This is a genomic window from Chitinophaga sp. YR573 (assembly GCF_900110995.1).
In the GTDB taxonomy this organism is placed as follows: domain Bacteria; phylum Bacteroidota; class Bacteroidia; order Chitinophagales; family Chitinophagaceae; genus Chitinophaga.
The window spans coordinates 481,190-496,415 of the sequence record NZ_FOJF01000001.1 but is presented as its reverse complement, the minus strand read 5'-3'; the positions used below and the strand labels follow the sequence as shown (position 1 = coordinate 496,415).

The following is a 15,226-nucleotide window of genomic DNA, read 5'->3' as shown; positions in this document are numbered from 1 at the left end:
TAGGTCGCTGGATTGCAAAGAGCTTTAAATTGCATACTTTTGCAGTGTTTGGTTGAATAATGAACAGTTAATTGACTTAAACAGAAACCGGGTAATGGACGCCAATCTTTCGCCCGGTTTCAATTATGGCAGGATGATAATCCTGTTTCCCCCTTCTATTTTATAATTGACCCTTGTTTTTGTAAGTCCCTTTAATACCTGTGCCAGTGTCAGTTCCCTGGCTATTTCTCCGGTGAATGCACGTTTAGGTATAGCACCTGCATATTCCACCTCTACATTGTACCATCTGGATAACTGGCGCATAACGGTAGGGATATCGGCCTGATTAAAGGCAAATACGCCGTTTTTCCATGCAATGGCCTGGTCCATGTCTGCATCATCAATGACCTTTATATGGTCTGTTAGTTGTGTTTGTTGTCCTGGTTTTACTATTACACTGGTATGCCCGGTATAATTGACACGGATGCTGCCTTCCAGTAAAGTAGTACTAATGGCATTTTCATCTGTGTATGCATTGATGTTGAAATGAGTGCCTAACACTTCAATTTCCTGGATGCCGGATTTTACATAAAAAGGCATCTTTTCATTCTTAGCAACTTCGAAATAAACCTCTCCCGATATTTCCACTCTTCTTTCTTTTCCGTTAAAAGCAGTAGGATAGTGGATAGAAGAGGCTGCGTTCAGCCATACTTTTGTACCATCGGGTAAGGTCAGCTGGAATTGTCCGCCTCTTGGGGTAGTGAGTGTATTATAGCTGATAGCTAGATCTGCATCGTATTGCAGCTGTGCACCTGTCTGACGTATACCTTTACTGATCACTTTATTCCCGGTACTATCCAGTTTTACAGCAGTACCGTCAGACAGTGTAAGAACGGCTTTGTTACTGCCTGGCGGCACATCATTTGCCAGGACAGTTATATTTTGAGTGGATGAAGATTTGTTAACCCATATATAGGTGCCTGTTGATAATAATAACAAAACGGCAGCAGCGGCCCACCAGCGGGTACGTTTAATGACATGTACGCGATTAGTCTGGAAGATGGTCTGCAGGATCAGGTGCGTCTTTTCAGCAGATAAAGGGATTTCTTCTTTAGGAAGCAGCAGCTGTTTTTCCACCCACATTTCGATGAGCGCCTGGTTATCAGGTTCAGCAAGCAGGGAAAAGAATTCTTCCTCTTCGGTTGCTGTGATAGATTTGGCCAGCCATTGCTGATATAGGTATTGGAGACGATCCTGAGACATAACTATATAGTGGCAGGAAGAATAAGCTTTGGGGGGATCGGTCAGAAAATATTTTTCTGATGGAGCAGGATGAGGACGATGGGGATATCCTGAAGGAAAATGAGGCAGTAAGCGCGGACCTTACGGGTGGCTTCTTCCAGGTTGGATTTTACGGTTTCGGGAGAGATACCCAGTTGTGCAGCGGTTTCCTGCCGGGATAGTCCCTGTTGGCGGATAAGGGAATACACCTGTTGCTGCCGGGCAGGAAGGCGCTGTATAGCTCTCTGCAGGATGCCTTCGTATTCTTTTTCCAGCAGTTTGTGGGCGGCGTCCTGGTGCAGCATTAATTCCGGGAGCAGGCCTTTCTTTTGGCGTTCTCTTTGTTTCAGGAAGTTCCTGAGCGCATAAAGTATCGTTCTTCTTGAAATACCGTACAGGTATCCGGGGAAGTTTTCTATAGCAGGCAGGGATTCCCGCTTTTGCCATAGTACCATAAATACGTCCTGTACTACTTCTTCTGCTATTTCGGCTGACTGAATGACCCGCAGGGAAGTGGTGTAGATATTATTTTTATAGCGTTCTACCAGCATAGAGAATGCCTGCTGATCACCTTCCGCTATTTTTAAGAGAAGTTCCTGTTCATTATAAAAATCATCCTGCATTATCGAATAGTCTGGTTAAAGGTATAAAAAAATAGGGGATAGCCCTGTATAAACTGACTATATCAGTATAAGTTCCCGTTTTATGAAAAGACTCATTACGTTTTTTGCCGTATTGTTTACCCTGCCTGTTTCGGCACAGCATATCCTGGGTGCTGACATCTCCTTTTTACCTGAGCTGGAAGCCAGGGGAATGCATTTCTATGATAAGGGGAAAGAAAAGGATGCGATTGCTATCTTAAAAGATCATGGGTTTAATTATATCCGTTTAAGGATCTTCAATAACCCTGCGGAAGCAAATGGTTATTCTCCGGTTAAAGGTTTCTGTGATCTCTCTCATACTTTACAGATGGCGCTTAGGGTGAAAAAGGCGGGGATGAAATTCCTGCTGGATTTTCATTACAGTGATTTCTGGGCTGATCCCGGGAAGCAGTATAAGCCCTGTGCCTGGGAAGATCTGAGCGTAGATCAGCTGGATACCGTTTTGTATAATTACACTTTTAAGGTGTTGGAGGCATTGAAACAGCAGGGTACCCTGCCGGATATGGTACAGATAGGGAATGAGATCAATCACGGGCTGTTATGGCCCGATGGTAACTCTCGGCACCCTGATACTCTGGCCAGGTTGCTTGCGGCTGGTGTGAGGGCTGTAAAGGCCGTAGACAGCCATATTGTGATTATGATGCACCTGGCATTGGGAGGGCAGAATGCGGAATCCCGGTGGTGGCTGGATAATATGCAGGCAAGAGGGCTTAAGTTTGATGTGATAGGGTTGTCTTATTACCCGCAATGGCATGGCTCTGTGGAGGATCTAAAGAACAATATGACGGATTTGGTTACCCGGTATCAACAGGACCTTTGCCTGGTGGAATATTCTGAATGTAAAAGGGAAGTGAATGAGGTGGTAGCGCATTTACCGGGGAATAAAGGGCTGGGGACTTTCATCTGGGAGCCTTTGAATACCTGGGAAGCTGTATTTGATAAAGAGGGGAGGTCGAATAGCTTATTGGAGATCTATGACGGGCTTTGATATATAGAAAAATTAATATCTTTGGCGCCTGTCATTATAACCTATATCACCTATGAAAAGAGTTTTCACCTTATTCCTGCTGTCTGCGGCATTGTTTTCCTGTTCTAAAAAAGAAGAAGATACAGATCCACCAATCCGTATTGATTATCCATCATGGGGTAGCATGCAGTTTTCTGATACTACTTCTGAGAGTATTAAAATAAGTGTTACTGCTAACAAACCATTCAAGGAAGTTTGGCCTGTAATATACTACAGGGAAGCTGCATCCCTGGACAGCAGCGTTGGAGTGCTTACTCGCCTTGAGTTACCGGATAGTATTTATACAATAGGGAATCTGAAGCCAGGAACTGCTTATGTATTCGAACTGTTTATATTAGATTATGATGTATATAGTCGCTTGCAACGATCAGTTGTTTCAACATCAAAATAGATTGTAAACAATTTTATTATAAGGTGTGCTGCTTTCAACAGCGCACCTTTTTATTTTGAAATATTTGTACGTATTAAGGATTACTGTTAACTTAGAAATGTAGAACTGACACGAATTTAGGCATCGAATATATCTCCACGTATGAAAAAATTGCCTGTGCTTACGGATTCTGAACTGTTTACACTGCTAAAGCAGGGTAATGAAGCGGCATTTGACGAATTATATAACCGCTACTGGTCCTCATTGCTCTCCGCAGCCTGGAAAAGAGTAGGCTCCCGTGAAGCGGCCGAAGAGATCGTACAGGACTTATTTACACAACTGTGGATGAAAAGATCAGACCTGGACATACAGGGAACGCCTGCTGTTTACCTGTTTACTGCTATTAAATATAAGGTACTGAATCACCATATGAAGGAAGATGTACGCCGGCGCTACCGGGATACACTGGAAATACAAACAGATTACTCCATAGAGGAAGCCGTTATTGCAAAAGACCTGGCAGTACGCCTGGAAGAAGAAGTATCACACCTGCCTATGAAATGCCGGGCTGTATTTGACCTTAGCAGAAAACAGCATAAATCCCATAAAGAAATTGCCGAAATACTGCATATCTCAGAGAAAACCGTAGAAAATCATCTTACCAAAGCCTTACGCCTCTTACGTACCATCACTACGATATTATTTTTTTAGAAAGATAGGGGATAGATTTCAGCTGACTGACTATATTAATAGACAGGAGTTAAAACACGTTCATGAAAAACAAGATCCCACCGGAATTGATCCATAAATACCTGCAGGGACAATGTTCCCAGCAGGAAGAAGCCATTATCAATACATGGTATGAGTCGTTTGATGGCGATACGGACCCCTTAACGGGCCTTACAGCGGAAGAACAGCAGGCTGTTAAACAATTGATGCATAGCCGGATAAAGGCGTGTATAAAGGCTGTACCTGTTGTAAGAAAGAACAGGGTGATGGTATATGCTGCTATTGCGGCCTCTCTGTTATTATTTATAGGTATCCGTTTCTGGATGAAAGCGCCCACGAAATCGACACCGCTTGTGGCTTATAGAAATGCTTCTCATGGGCTGATGAAACAGGTGTTGCCGGATAGCAGTATTGTATGGCTGCATCCAAAGGCAAGGCTTAGTTATGCTGTGGGGGAAACCAGGGACGTACACCTGGAGGGAGATGCGTTTTTCGAGATCGCTAAAGATCCGGCGCATCCTTTTATCGTGTATAGCGGTATTATCGTTACCAGGGTATTGGGGACCAGCTTCTATATTAATGGCAATGAAGTGTCTGTTGTTTCGGGTAAAGTAGCCGTACATGCCACTGCTGAAGAGGAAATTATTTTACTGCCACAGCAAAAGGCCACATTATCAGATAAAGCACTGGTGAAGGAAAAAGGAGCAGCGCCTGGTATCTGGCAGCAGCACAGCGTTTCATTTGATAATGTCCCTGTAAAAGAGGTGGTGGATACATTGAATAAAGTGTTTAATACACATATCCGCCTGGAAGATAAAAAGATGGGTACTTACTTATTTAAAGCAGATTTCACCGGACAAAACTTAGCAGCTATTCTCGAAATAATGGAACAATCGCTTGAAGTCACGTATGAAATAACGAACAATGAAATCATCTTAAAGTATCAGCATTAAAAAAAGCCTAGGTGTGGGTTCAGCACGCCTAAGCTTTACAATTACTTCCCGGGAATACCCGGGATGAGGAACTGTTGTCATATTTCACGTAAAATGAAACAATTAAAGTTATGAAAATTAATTTGAAACCTCCCATTGACCTATGTAAAGTTATGAGGATCACATTGAGTCAACTCTTTATTGCATTTGTCTTTTCAGGAGTGGCCTTAGCAGGTACCACCAAAGCACAGGCTGTGTTAGACAGCGCTGTGGACCTTACTGTAAAAGATATGAGCCTGGACCATGCGTTGAGAACGCTGGAAAAGCAATTGCCTGTCAAATTTGTATATAGCAAAACATTAATAGAAACGGATCAGACAGTATCTGCCAACTTTCATAACAGGAAGCTGAGTCTCGTACTGGATAACCTGCTAACACCAATGGGTATCAGTTACCGGCTGGTGAACGGAATGATTGTATTAAGCCGCCTGCGGACGACGCTAAGTACCATACAGGGAAAGGTGACGGATTCTACCGGTACACCCATGCCTGGCGTAACCGTGTTGCTGAAGAACAGTAATAAGGGTGCTACTACAGACGCCAATGGTAATTACTCTTTGCAGGTGGATGACCTGAATGGGATACTTGTATTTAAACTGATCGGTTACCAGACACAGGAAATAGCGGTGAATGGGCGTACCATTATCAACGTTAGTATTACCATAGAGACCAGCGGTTTGCAGGAAGTGATTGTTATCGGATATGGTACCACTACCCGTCAGAATATTACTACTGCCGTATCTAAAGTAGATCCTAAAAAGATCCCTACTGCTGCGAATAACTCTATTCCTGATTTGTTGTTTGGTCGTGCTGCGGGTTTACAGGTAACTCAGCAGAGTTCTCAGCCGGGTGGGAATATTGATATCTCTATCCGTGGTAAAGGAACACCGTTAATCATTGTAGATGGAGTGGTATATCCTAACAGCGGATTGGAACCAACGAATGGTGTATCTACTGAATTACAGGGTGTAAACCGTGGTTTGCTGGCGGGATTGAACCCTAATGATATTGAATCAATAGAGTTCCTGAAAGATGCCAGTGCGGCAATTTATGGTGTATCTGCCTCCAATGGTGTAATGTTGATTACAACTAAAAAAGGGAAGGCAGGGCGCATGAGTGTGACGTATGATGGTAGTCGTTCCTATGTGCGTAACATGCATTATTTAGAGCCATTGAATGCACATGATTATATGCAATACTTCAATGAGCTGAATAAAGACAAATACTTATCAGATCGTAATATGGCGCCATTTGGAACGGTTGCTACAGACCTGAGTGGCTATACTGCCAAGTTTTCTGATGACCAGGTAGCGAAGGCCGGTGTAGGTACTAAATGGCTGGATCAGGTATTCAGGAGTGGTAGTGTGGATAATCATATGCTGAGTATTAATGGCGGTTCGGATAAAGTGACGTACTATTTCTCCGGTAGTTATTTCAATCAGCAGGGAACATTAAAGGAATCCGGTCTGGTGAAATATGCAGGAAGGATGAACATGTCCTTTAAGCTGAATAAAGTAATACAGTTCAATGCGGGATTAAATGCCAACCGTAATAATTACCAGAATCCACAGGCTGGATGGCAGAATGGCGGATCGGGTACGCAGGGATTTAATGCCTTGCAGGCAGCGCTGGCATATCCTTCGTATGTACCAGTACGTGATGCAACCGGTAAGTATTCCATCTTTGCCAATACAGGTAACCCGGTATCTCTTTTTGATATACAGGATAATACGCTGTACCAGGCTATGCTGGCCAATTTATCCGCAGATATTACTATCATTCCGGGTGTGCTGACAGGCAAGGTGTTGTATGGTAATAATAGCGAGTATTCCAATCGTGGATTTTATATTCCTGTGAGTGTTTACTACGGACAGTTATATAAATCAAGGGCCGCGCTGGTAGAAAACCGTCGTCAGAACCAGACAGAAGAAGCAACGTTATCGTTTAAGAAATCTTTCGGGAAAGTGTTGAAAGTTGATGCGGTAACAGGTGTTGGTCAGTACCTGGAAGATTATACCGGTTTTAGTGTGGAGACTTCCAATATCTTAGATCCTATCAATTTAGATAATCTTGCCAGTGCGACCGGACCTAAGACGATTGGTTCTTACAGAGGCGTGAATAAATTAAGATCGTTCTTTATCAGAAGTAATTTTGATTTTTATGATAAGTATGTAGTGGCATTGACTTTACGCAGGGATGGTGCAGATAAATTCTTCCCGGATAATAAATATCAGAACTTCCCTTCTATCTCTGTTGGATGGAAAATCTCTAATGAAGCATTTTTTCATAAAGGCTCTTTTGTGGAGTTGTTAAAGTTAAGGGCTAGTTATGGTACAACAGGGGACAGACCTGGCAGCGCTGCTTATGGCTCTTATGGGCCGGATGCAAATGCAGTTACTTTTGATAATGGGGCTACTATTTATTTCCCTTATAAGCAGACAGCATTTACTAATCCGGGATTACAATGGCCTATTGTAAAGACTTTTGATATAGGACTTGATTTCTCTTTTATCAAGGACAGGATTTCCGGCTCATTCGACTGGTATAATGAGAATAAAGAAAGGTTGTTAATTAATGCTACCACTCCACAGCTGTCACTGATCTCTACTTCTCCTATCAATGGTGGTCATCAGCGCAGGAAAGGATTTGAGTTTTCTTTAAACACGGTAAATATTCAGCATAAGAATTTTAGCTGGAACAGTACATTCAATGTTACTCATTTCGAAAATAGATGGGTAGAACGTTTTCCTAATGATGCTGTCAGACAGTATGAACATCTGGATGATTTAGTGGCCAGTTCTCCTTCCGGTAATACTTATCCTTCACAGGTGATTTATGTATATAAAACGGATGGCATTTTGCAGGCAAATGCGGCTGTTCCTGCATGGCAACCTACTGGTGCTACCAAGCCGGGTTCTCCCATATTTGTGGATCGTAATGGAGATAAGATACTGGATTATCATGATGTAGTGGGTTATTCTGCTATTCCTAAAGCGGTGATCGGGTTGGGTAATAATTTCACGTATAAGAACTTTGATCTGGCGATATTCCTGTATGGACAGTATGGCGCATGGGGATATGATTATACTACGCTGTGGGGAGATCCTGTGAATTTATTATCATTGAACCAGAGCGGTACTACACGTATCAAACAGGCATGGAGTACAAGTAATCCCGGAGGTACTTTACCTGGTGCTGCATATAATGAAACGGCTATTGCACTGGATGCTGGTATAGACAGTCGTTTAGTGAAAAAGGATTTCCTGCGTTGCCGTAATATCACATTGGGATATACCGTGAATACTAAAGTAGTGCATAGTCTGAAAGTATATGTAGATGTACAGAATGCATTTATTATTACTGGTTTTAAAGGAGTAGACCCGGAATTACAGGCAGCTTCTATTAAAGGTGGACCGGCTCCTTATCCAATGATCCGGACTTTCTCCTTTGGTGTAAAAGCAGGTTTTTGATCCTAAATAATTTAATGATGAAAAAGATATTGATCTATATAATATTTGTATTCATTTTAACCGGATGCAAAAAGAATTTTGATCCTGTTTTAACGGGGGTACTTTCTCCTTCCAATTTCCCTAAAACAGAAGCAGATTTTGAGCTGTATACTTTACAGGCGTATAAACCCTTTGGTTCCAAGTGGGGGTATAATGATGTAGTGTATCAGAATATGTTTTTCAGTCCGGAGTATGGGCATAACGCTATGTTCGATCTCCCTTCTGATGAGATGAATGTGTATGCGGAATGGGGTGGTTTCTGGGAGTATTTCAGTAAAGGGGATTTCACTTTTATGAAAACGCAGAATCAGCAGAGTCATTTTGAAAAGGTGCGTTATGTAACTGCGATGACACAGGTGATTGCTGATTTGGAGAAAGCGGATATCGATACCTCTGCTAAGAAGTTGTTACTGGCTCAGGCGCATATGGGGCGTGGATGGACGATGTATTACCTGTTGCATTTGTACGGACCGGTGCCTGTAATCCTTGATGCAAAGCTGATAAATACAGCCGCGGAGAAAGACCTTACACGCCCTTCCCGGGAGAGCTTTGTGAGTTCTATCGCCGGTGATTTGCGTTATGCTGCTGATAATCTTCAACAGACGCCTTCAGAATATGGACGTTTTAATAAGGGGCTTGCATTGGGCGTATTAACGCGTTTATATCTCAATGAAAAGAACTGGCCAATGGCGGAACAAACAGCGCGTGAGATTCTTCCTTTAGGATATAGTCTGGTAACAGATTATGCCAGTCTGTTCCGGGAAATTACAGAACGTAATACGGAGACAATATGGGCGGTGAATTGTGATCCTGCTGCGCCTACTAATGGTGAAGGTGGTGGTAACTTTAATGCGCTTGCATTGTATTGTTTACCGAGTGATTATAAGAGTACGAAACTGAATGGTGGATGGGGTAGTCCTTCCGGCGTGTTTTCTGCTACCTGGCAGTTTTATGATTCCTTTGATCCGTTGGATAAGAGACGGCAGTTATTAATAGCTTCTTATACGGCTAAAGATGGCACATTGCGCGACCGGTCTAATATGCGCGGAGCGGTGATCCGTAAATATCCTGATGAGTCTAATCCGGGTAGTGATGTGCAGGGGAATGATATTCCTATTCTGAGGTATGCAGATGTGTTGCTGATGTTGGCGGAGGCTATTAATCAGCAAAGCGGGCCTACTGCGGAAGCGGTGGGTTATGTGAATGAGGTGCGTTTGAAGCATGGTGGACTGGGCGCTTTACCTGCTGCGTCTACGGCTTCTACACAGGCATTTGATGATGCGATACTGGCCGAACGTGGTTGGGACTTTTATTTTGAAGGCTTGCGTAAGATAGACCTTGTAAGGCATAATAAATGGCCTTTGGCATTGGAGTCTGTTGGTAAGCTGGCGCATGGTCCTGCCGCGTTATTTCCTGTACCACAGTATGCAGTGGATGTAAGTGGTGGTAAATTGACACAGACAGAGGGGTATTGATACATTAACACAAGAGATCTCTTAAGTAATCTTCTGATTGCTTAAGGGATTTTTTTTATCGATTAATCTTTATGAGATATCTTATTTTATTGCTGTTAATTTCTTATAACAGCTTTGCACAAAATATTAATGCGGTTGTTCCTGCTCCTGTTATTCGTACAGGAGAATTACAGATGGGTAATCCCGGGCCTGCCGGTAAGGAATTGCGGGTGAATAATTTATACATGACGCTGGGAGGGAAGCCGGTTATCCCTGTGATGGGAGAGGTACATTTCTCCCGTGTTCCCCGTGAGCGGTGGGAAGATGTGATATTGAAGATGAAAGCGAATGGTATTAACATCGTTGCCTGTTATGTGTTGTGGATGCATCATGAAGAGATTGAGGGGCAGTTTGATTTTCATGGTAATAAAGACCTGCGTGCATTTATTAAACTTTGTCAGCAGCATGGGATGTGGGTATATCCGCGTATTGGTCCGTGGTGTCATGCGGAGGTGCGTAATGGAGGAACACCTGACTGGCTGTTGCTGAAAAACTATTTCCAGGATAGGTCCAATGACCCGGTATATCAGCATTATGCAGAAGATTGGTATGCGCATGTAGCAGGGCAGATGAAAGGTTTGTTGTATAAAGACGGTGGGCCGGTGATAGGAATTCAGTTAGAGAATGAGTATGGGCGTGGCCGTAATGGGGAAGACCATATACGCTGGTTGAAACAGACTGCTCTTAAGTACGGTATTGATGTTCCGTTGTATACGGTTACCGGATGGCAGAATGGGTCTGTACCTGCTAATGAGGTGATTCCTTTGTGGGGTGCATATCCTGACGAACCCTGGGGAGATCATTTAAACAGGAATACGAATTGTGTGAATTTCCGTTTTACGCCTTTGAGGGATAATGAGCATATAGGGAATGATGTGAAGCAGGGGAAGGATAGTTATTTCGACTATTCCGCCTATCCTTATTTTACTTGTGAAGTAGGGTTGGGAATAGAGAATACGGAGCATAGGCGTTTGCAGATTGGCCCTTTGGATGGGTTGGCAATCATTACTGCAAAGATAGGCTCCGGGAGTAACTTACCGGGGTATTATATGTTTGCGGGTGGGACTAACCCTCATGGGTTGTTGACATCTATGGAAGAGAATAAATCGGAGACTGGGTATTGGAATACGAATCCTGTTAGTTCTTATGATTTTCAGGCAGCGATACGGGAGTCCGGGCAATTGAATGATTGTTATCATACGGTGAAGACCTTGCATTATTTTTTAAATGAGTTTGGGGATTTGCTGGCGCCTATGGTGCCGGTGTTTTCTTCTTCTCAGGATTATACAGTAAGAGTAAATAAGAATGCAGGATTTCTGTTTGAGGTAAATTATTGCAGGCATAATGTATTGGATAAAAAGAGTGCGGGGGTTAATGTTAAACTGGCAAATGAGACGATCTCTTTTCCGGATGTAATCATTCCTGATAGCAGTATTTTTATCTGGCCTTTTAATTTTTCTGTAGGAGATGTATTGCTGAAGTATGCTACGGCGCAGCCGTTATGTCATATAGATAACAACTGGGTTTTTATTCAGGATATGAATATAACTCCTGAGTTTTGTTTTGATGCTGTGGAAGTGAAATCTACTACCGGGACTGTTACTAAAAAGAATGGGCGATTTATTGTATCGGATTTAAAACCGGGATTGCAGTGTGTGATTACCGTTCGTGGGGCTGATAAAGAACAGCGGATAATAGTACTCTCTGCCGCTGAAGCTAAACAATCATGGTTTTTTAATGAAAATGGGAAGAAGAGATTCTTTGTGTCTGATGCGGATTTATATATAAAGGATGATCAGTTGCATATCTTCGATACTGTTAATCATTTTAAAGTATCTGCACTTTCACATGATAGTCTTTTTGTAGAGCGGAATTATACATTACCCGCACAGAAAGCAAGTGTTAGTGTTAGACCTGTAATGGCTTTAGAAGGCGCGAAATGGTTGCAGACGTCTGTTATTGCCAAGAATAATCTGTATCACCGTTTTTTTATCAAAGAATTTAGTTTGGGAAATCCTGCTGGTATTAAAACTGCTTCATTAAATATTTACGGAGCATGTAATGTACAGGTGAATAACCGTTGGGTTAATCAACCTTTATTATCTGGTTTAAATAAGCTGGATATTACTGGTTATGTACAGAAAGGGGAGAATACTATTGTGCTTGATTTTCCTGCTGATAGTAGTAAGAAAACATTTGCTGCGGAGATAAATGTAGAATATCTGAATGCAGATAAAGTCTCTTTTGTTACAGATCAATCCTGGTTGATGAAAGATGCTTATACTTATCCCAGTTTTTTGAAAAAGACGGAAGGGCTGAAAGCGCCTGTATTTGGAGATGCCGTTGATGTAAAGAATACAGAAACATCTTACATACTGGAATTACCAGCTGATTATCCGAAGAATGCTTATCTCGATTTACGTTATACAGGAGATAAGGCGCGCTTGTATTATAATCAGGAATTGATGTCTGATGATTTTAATAATGGATCAGGATGGAGACTGGGTTTAAACAGATATGGAGATCTGGAAGGGCAATCCTTAAGATTAGAGATTACTCCTTTATTATCCCCGGAGAGAGTATATTTTGATGATACAGAAGCAAAGAAGAAAGCTTTGAATGCCGCTTTGCAAAGTGTAAGAATTATACCGGAGTATGAGGTAAATATACCTCTGGAATAAGAATAACTAAAGCTCCGTTAGGAGCTCCGTGTTTGTAGAAAACATGTTAAACAACAAACGTAGACTCCGTTAGGAGTCCCCTATTTATAACAAGTTAACAGGGGACTCCTAACGGAGTCTATTATCGGGAAGATTGATTGTTTCTACAAACACGGAGCTCCTAACGGAGCTTTAAATTTTTTCCATTCCTTCTGTACACTTCCCTCTGCGGGCAGCGCTATTAAGGCTTGCCCTATGGTACAACGCCTGCTGCGCAGCCGCTACATTCTCTGGTTTCCCAGCCCAGAGGTCCATTGCTGGTTGCTGAACCGCTCTTGCGTAAGAGAAGGTAAGCGCCCAGGGTAAAGAAGGGTAGAGTTTATGCATTGTGTTCAAACGTGCCGTTGCCTGTTGAGGTGATTGTCCTCCGGAAAGGAATGCTACTCCGGGTACAGAAGCAGGTACACAGCGCAAGAGACATTTAATAGTTGTATGTGCAATGGTCTCATCATCTTCCTGTACGGGGGAATCCTTACCCGGCAATATCATATTAGGCTTTAATATGATGCCATGTAAATCTACCCGTTGATTATGTAACTCGGTGAAAAGCATCAGCAGGCCTTCCTGTGTTACTTTCCGGCATCTTTCCAATGTATGAGAACCATCCATCAGCACTTCCGGTTCCACTATCGGTACTATGCCCGTTTCCTGGCAGATAGCCGCATACCGTGCCAGCGCATGCATATTTGCTTCCAGGCAACCTCCGGAAGGGATGTGTTCATTGATAATGATCACCGCCCGCCATTTGGCAAATTTAGCACCCATGGAGTAGTACTCACTCATACGCTGACGTAAGCCATCCAGTCCTTCGGTGACTTTCTCCCCGGGAAATCCCGCCAGGGGTACTGCACCCAGATCTACTTTTATTCCCGGGACGATGCCATTGTTCTTCAGGGCTTCAGCGAAGGGGATACCGGAGAACGTCTGCTGCCGGATCGTTTCATCACTAAGAATGGCTCCGCTGATGGCTGTCCCGAGGTTAGGGGTGTTAACGATCAGGTCGCGATAGGCCCGCCTGTACTCTTCTGTTTGCGGAATACCGGCTTCCGCAAAACGTTTGTTACAGGTAGCAATACTTTCGTCCATAGCCAGGAGGCCTTTATCGCCTGCCATCATGGCCTTTGTTGTGTCCGTCAGTTCTTGTGTTTTCATGATGTTTATTTCTGCTGCATTTATTGCATCAAAATTTGATCCGATTATCTGATTATTTGGAACTTATTGAACAGCTTCGAGGATATGTGCAACCATTTTATCCATCTCACTATTCTCTATCCATCTAACAACTGCAACAAGATCATGTTGTGGGTCTACATAAATAAAGTTCGTACCGTTGCCAATATGGACAAAAGCATTGGCAGGAGCATCGGGCAGTAATTTACGATCTGTATTCAGGAACCAGTTCATATAGCCATAACCCGTATTGGCAATGGTAGGCGTTAACGCCTGTTTTACCCATTTTTCAGAGATCAGCTGCCTGCCTTTCCAATTGCCTTTATGCAGTGTGAGCAGGCCAAAACGCCCCATATCATAAGCATTGATGAACATCCCGCCTCCCCAGTGACCACCACCACTGACAGACTGTATTGGCTGTCCGTCCAGTACTATCCAGGAGTTACGGTAGCCATACCATCTCCAGGTATTGGAGGCGCCGATGGAATCCATAATGAGTGTTTTGAGTACCTGGGGGAGTGGCTGCCGCCATACACTTGTTGCCGCCAGGGCCAGGGCATTCACCCGTACATCGTTGTATTTCCACACACTGCCGGGGGCATTCCTTTTGCGGGTCATCCATTCAGTGGCATTACCAGCCGGCCTGTCTGCCCAATCGGGTTTCCCCCACAATGTACCTTCCCAGTCGCTGGTCTGGCGCAGCATCACATCCCAGGTAAGCGTGCGGTTATGGGCGCTGGCGAAAGGGGTGAGTAAAGTGGGCTGCCCCAGTTGTTCGGGAGCCGGGTTGCCGGCATTGAATACCTCTATAGGGGGGACGTAAGGCGCTACGGTATCATATACGCTGCGGATAAGGCCGCGGTCTACTGCCAGTCCTATGACGGTGGAGAGGAAACTTTTGGTAACGCTATGCGTCATCTCTATTCTCGAAGGGTCTCCCCATTCTGCTACTATATATCCTTTGTAAATGATAATACCGGTAGGGTCTCCGCGTTCAGAGAACGGACCTACGCCATCGCTGTAGGGTTCTTTGCCAAAGCTCAGGGCCTGGGCAATTTCCTGGTTACGGGCAGCTTTGGATTCGTTGTCTTTCGCAAACTGAATAGCTGCCACCAGTTTAGTAGAATCGAGGCCCAGTGAGGCAGGGGAGCGGTGCTGCCATTGTCCCCGGGGAGGGAAATAAGATTGTGAAAAGCCTGTGATAACCAGACTTATAATAAGGCAAAAGAGGATAATACGTTTCATAATGGGTAATTTACTAATTTCAGGGCCG

11 protein-coding genes are annotated in these 15,226 nt (G+C 43.5%); 7 read left to right on the top strand and 4 right to left on the bottom strand.

Annotated features, from left to right (window positions below):
- Positions 1-123: 123 nt before the first annotated feature.
- Together BMW86_RS02180 and BMW86_RS02175 are read right to left on the bottom strand one after the other, a co-directional pair.
- Complete coding sequence (locus tag BMW86_RS02180) at positions 124-1,242, bottom strand: FecR family protein (protein WP_089778532.1); 1,119 nt, start codon at positions 1,240-1,242, stop codon at positions 124-126.
- Between the two features lie 41 nt (positions 1,243-1,283).
- Positions 1,284-1,883 carry an RNA polymerase sigma factor gene (locus BMW86_RS02175; RefSeq protein WP_089778530.1) on the bottom strand — a complete coding sequence of 200 codons (600 nt, stop codon included), beginning with the start codon at positions 1,881-1,883 and terminating at the stop codon, positions 1,284-1,286.
- Between the two features lie 82 nt (positions 1,884-1,965).
- Between BMW86_RS02175 and BMW86_RS02170 the strand changes: the two genes are divergently transcribed.
- From BMW86_RS02170 to BMW86_RS02140, 7 genes are all read left to right on the top strand, one after another.
- Positions 1,966-2,910: a glycoside hydrolase family 53 protein gene (locus BMW86_RS02170; RefSeq protein ID WP_089778529.1), complete on the top strand. Its 945-nt coding sequence runs from the start codon at positions 1,966-1,968 to the stop codon at positions 2,908-2,910.
- Positions 2,911-2,962: 52 nt separating this feature from the next.
- A complete protein-coding gene (locus tag BMW86_RS02165; RefSeq protein ID WP_089778527.1) occupies positions 2,963-3,340 on the top strand; it encodes a fibronectin type III domain-containing protein in 378 nt (125 codons plus the stop codon).
- Between the two features lie 141 nt (positions 3,341-3,481).
- The gene (locus BMW86_RS02160) at positions 3,482-4,030 is read left to right on the top strand and encodes an RNA polymerase sigma-70 factor (protein ID WP_089778525.1); all 549 of its coding nucleotides are present in this window, start codon (positions 3,482-3,484) and stop codon (positions 4,028-4,030) included.
- 62 nt (positions 4,031-4,092) lie between these two features.
- Entirely contained in the window at positions 4,093-5,001 is a 909-nt protein-coding gene (locus tag BMW86_RS02155; protein WP_089778523.1) for a FecR family protein, read from the top strand.
- 152 nt (positions 5,002-5,153) lie between these two features.
- On the top strand, positions 5,154-8,510 hold the full coding sequence (locus tag BMW86_RS02150) for a SusC/RagA family TonB-linked outer membrane protein (protein ID WP_218149097.1): 3,357 nt from the start codon (positions 5,154-5,156) through the stop codon (positions 8,508-8,510).
- A 17-nt stretch (positions 8,511-8,527) separates the two neighbouring features.
- Positions 8,528-10,024, top strand: a complete 1,497-nt coding sequence (locus tag BMW86_RS02145; protein WP_089783521.1) for a RagB/SusD family nutrient uptake outer membrane protein — start codon at positions 8,528-8,530, stop codon at positions 10,022-10,024.
- A 71-nt stretch (positions 10,025-10,095) separates the two neighbouring features.
- Positions 10,096-12,744, top strand: coding sequence for a beta-galactosidase (locus BMW86_RS02140; RefSeq protein WP_089778521.1), 2,649 nt, complete (start codon positions 10,096-10,098; stop codon positions 12,742-12,744).
- A gap of 171 nt (positions 12,745-12,915) precedes the next feature.
- Here the strand turns inward: BMW86_RS02140 and BMW86_RS02135 are convergent, their stop codons facing one another.
- Both BMW86_RS02135 and BMW86_RS02130 read right to left on the bottom strand, forming a co-directional pair.
- Entirely contained in the window at positions 12,916-13,935 is a 1,020-nt protein-coding gene (locus tag BMW86_RS02135) for a class I fructose-bisphosphate aldolase (protein WP_089778519.1), read from the bottom strand.
- Positions 13,936-13,998: 63 nt separating this feature from the next.
- Complete coding sequence (locus tag BMW86_RS02130; RefSeq protein WP_089778517.1) at positions 13,999-15,198, bottom strand: serine hydrolase domain-containing protein; 1,200 nt, start codon at positions 15,196-15,198, stop codon at positions 13,999-14,001.
- Positions 15,199-15,226: the final 28 nt, after the last annotated feature.

Bases quoted from the DNA above. Each gene is read 5' to 3' on its own strand.
- BMW86_RS02180 (WP_089778532.1), bottom strand. From the start codon at position 1,242: ATGTCTCAGGATCGTCTCCAATACCTATATCAGCAATGGCTGGCCAAA.
- BMW86_RS02175 (WP_089778530.1), bottom strand. From the start codon at position 1,883: ATGCAGGATGATTTTTATAATGAACAGGAACTTCTCTTAAAAATAGCG.
- BMW86_RS02170 (WP_089778529.1), top strand. From the start codon at position 1,966: ATGAAAAGACTCATTACGTTTTTTGCCGTATTGTTTACCCTGCCTGTT.
- BMW86_RS02165 (WP_089778527.1), top strand. From the start codon at position 2,963: ATGAAAAGAGTTTTCACCTTATTCCTGCTGTCTGCGGCATTGTTTTCC.
- BMW86_RS02160 (WP_089778525.1), top strand. From the start codon at position 3,482: ATGAAAAAATTGCCTGTGCTTACGGATTCTGAACTGTTTACACTGCTA.
- BMW86_RS02155 (WP_089778523.1), top strand. From the start codon at position 4,093: ATGAAAAACAAGATCCCACCGGAATTGATCCATAAATACCTGCAGGGA.
- BMW86_RS02150 (WP_218149097.1), top strand. From the start codon at position 5,154: ATGAGGATCACATTGAGTCAACTCTTTATTGCATTTGTCTTTTCAGGA.
- BMW86_RS02145 (WP_089783521.1), top strand. From the start codon at position 8,528: ATGAAAAAGATATTGATCTATATAATATTTGTATTCATTTTAACCGGA.
- BMW86_RS02140 (WP_089778521.1), top strand. From the start codon at position 10,096: ATGAGATATCTTATTTTATTGCTGTTAATTTCTTATAACAGCTTTGCA.
- BMW86_RS02135 (WP_089778519.1), bottom strand. From the start codon at position 13,935: ATGAAAACACAAGAACTGACGGACACAACAAAGGCCATGATGGCAGGC.
- BMW86_RS02130 (WP_089778517.1), bottom strand. From the start codon at position 15,198: ATGAAACGTATTATCCTCTTTTGCCTTATTATAAGTCTGGTTATCACA.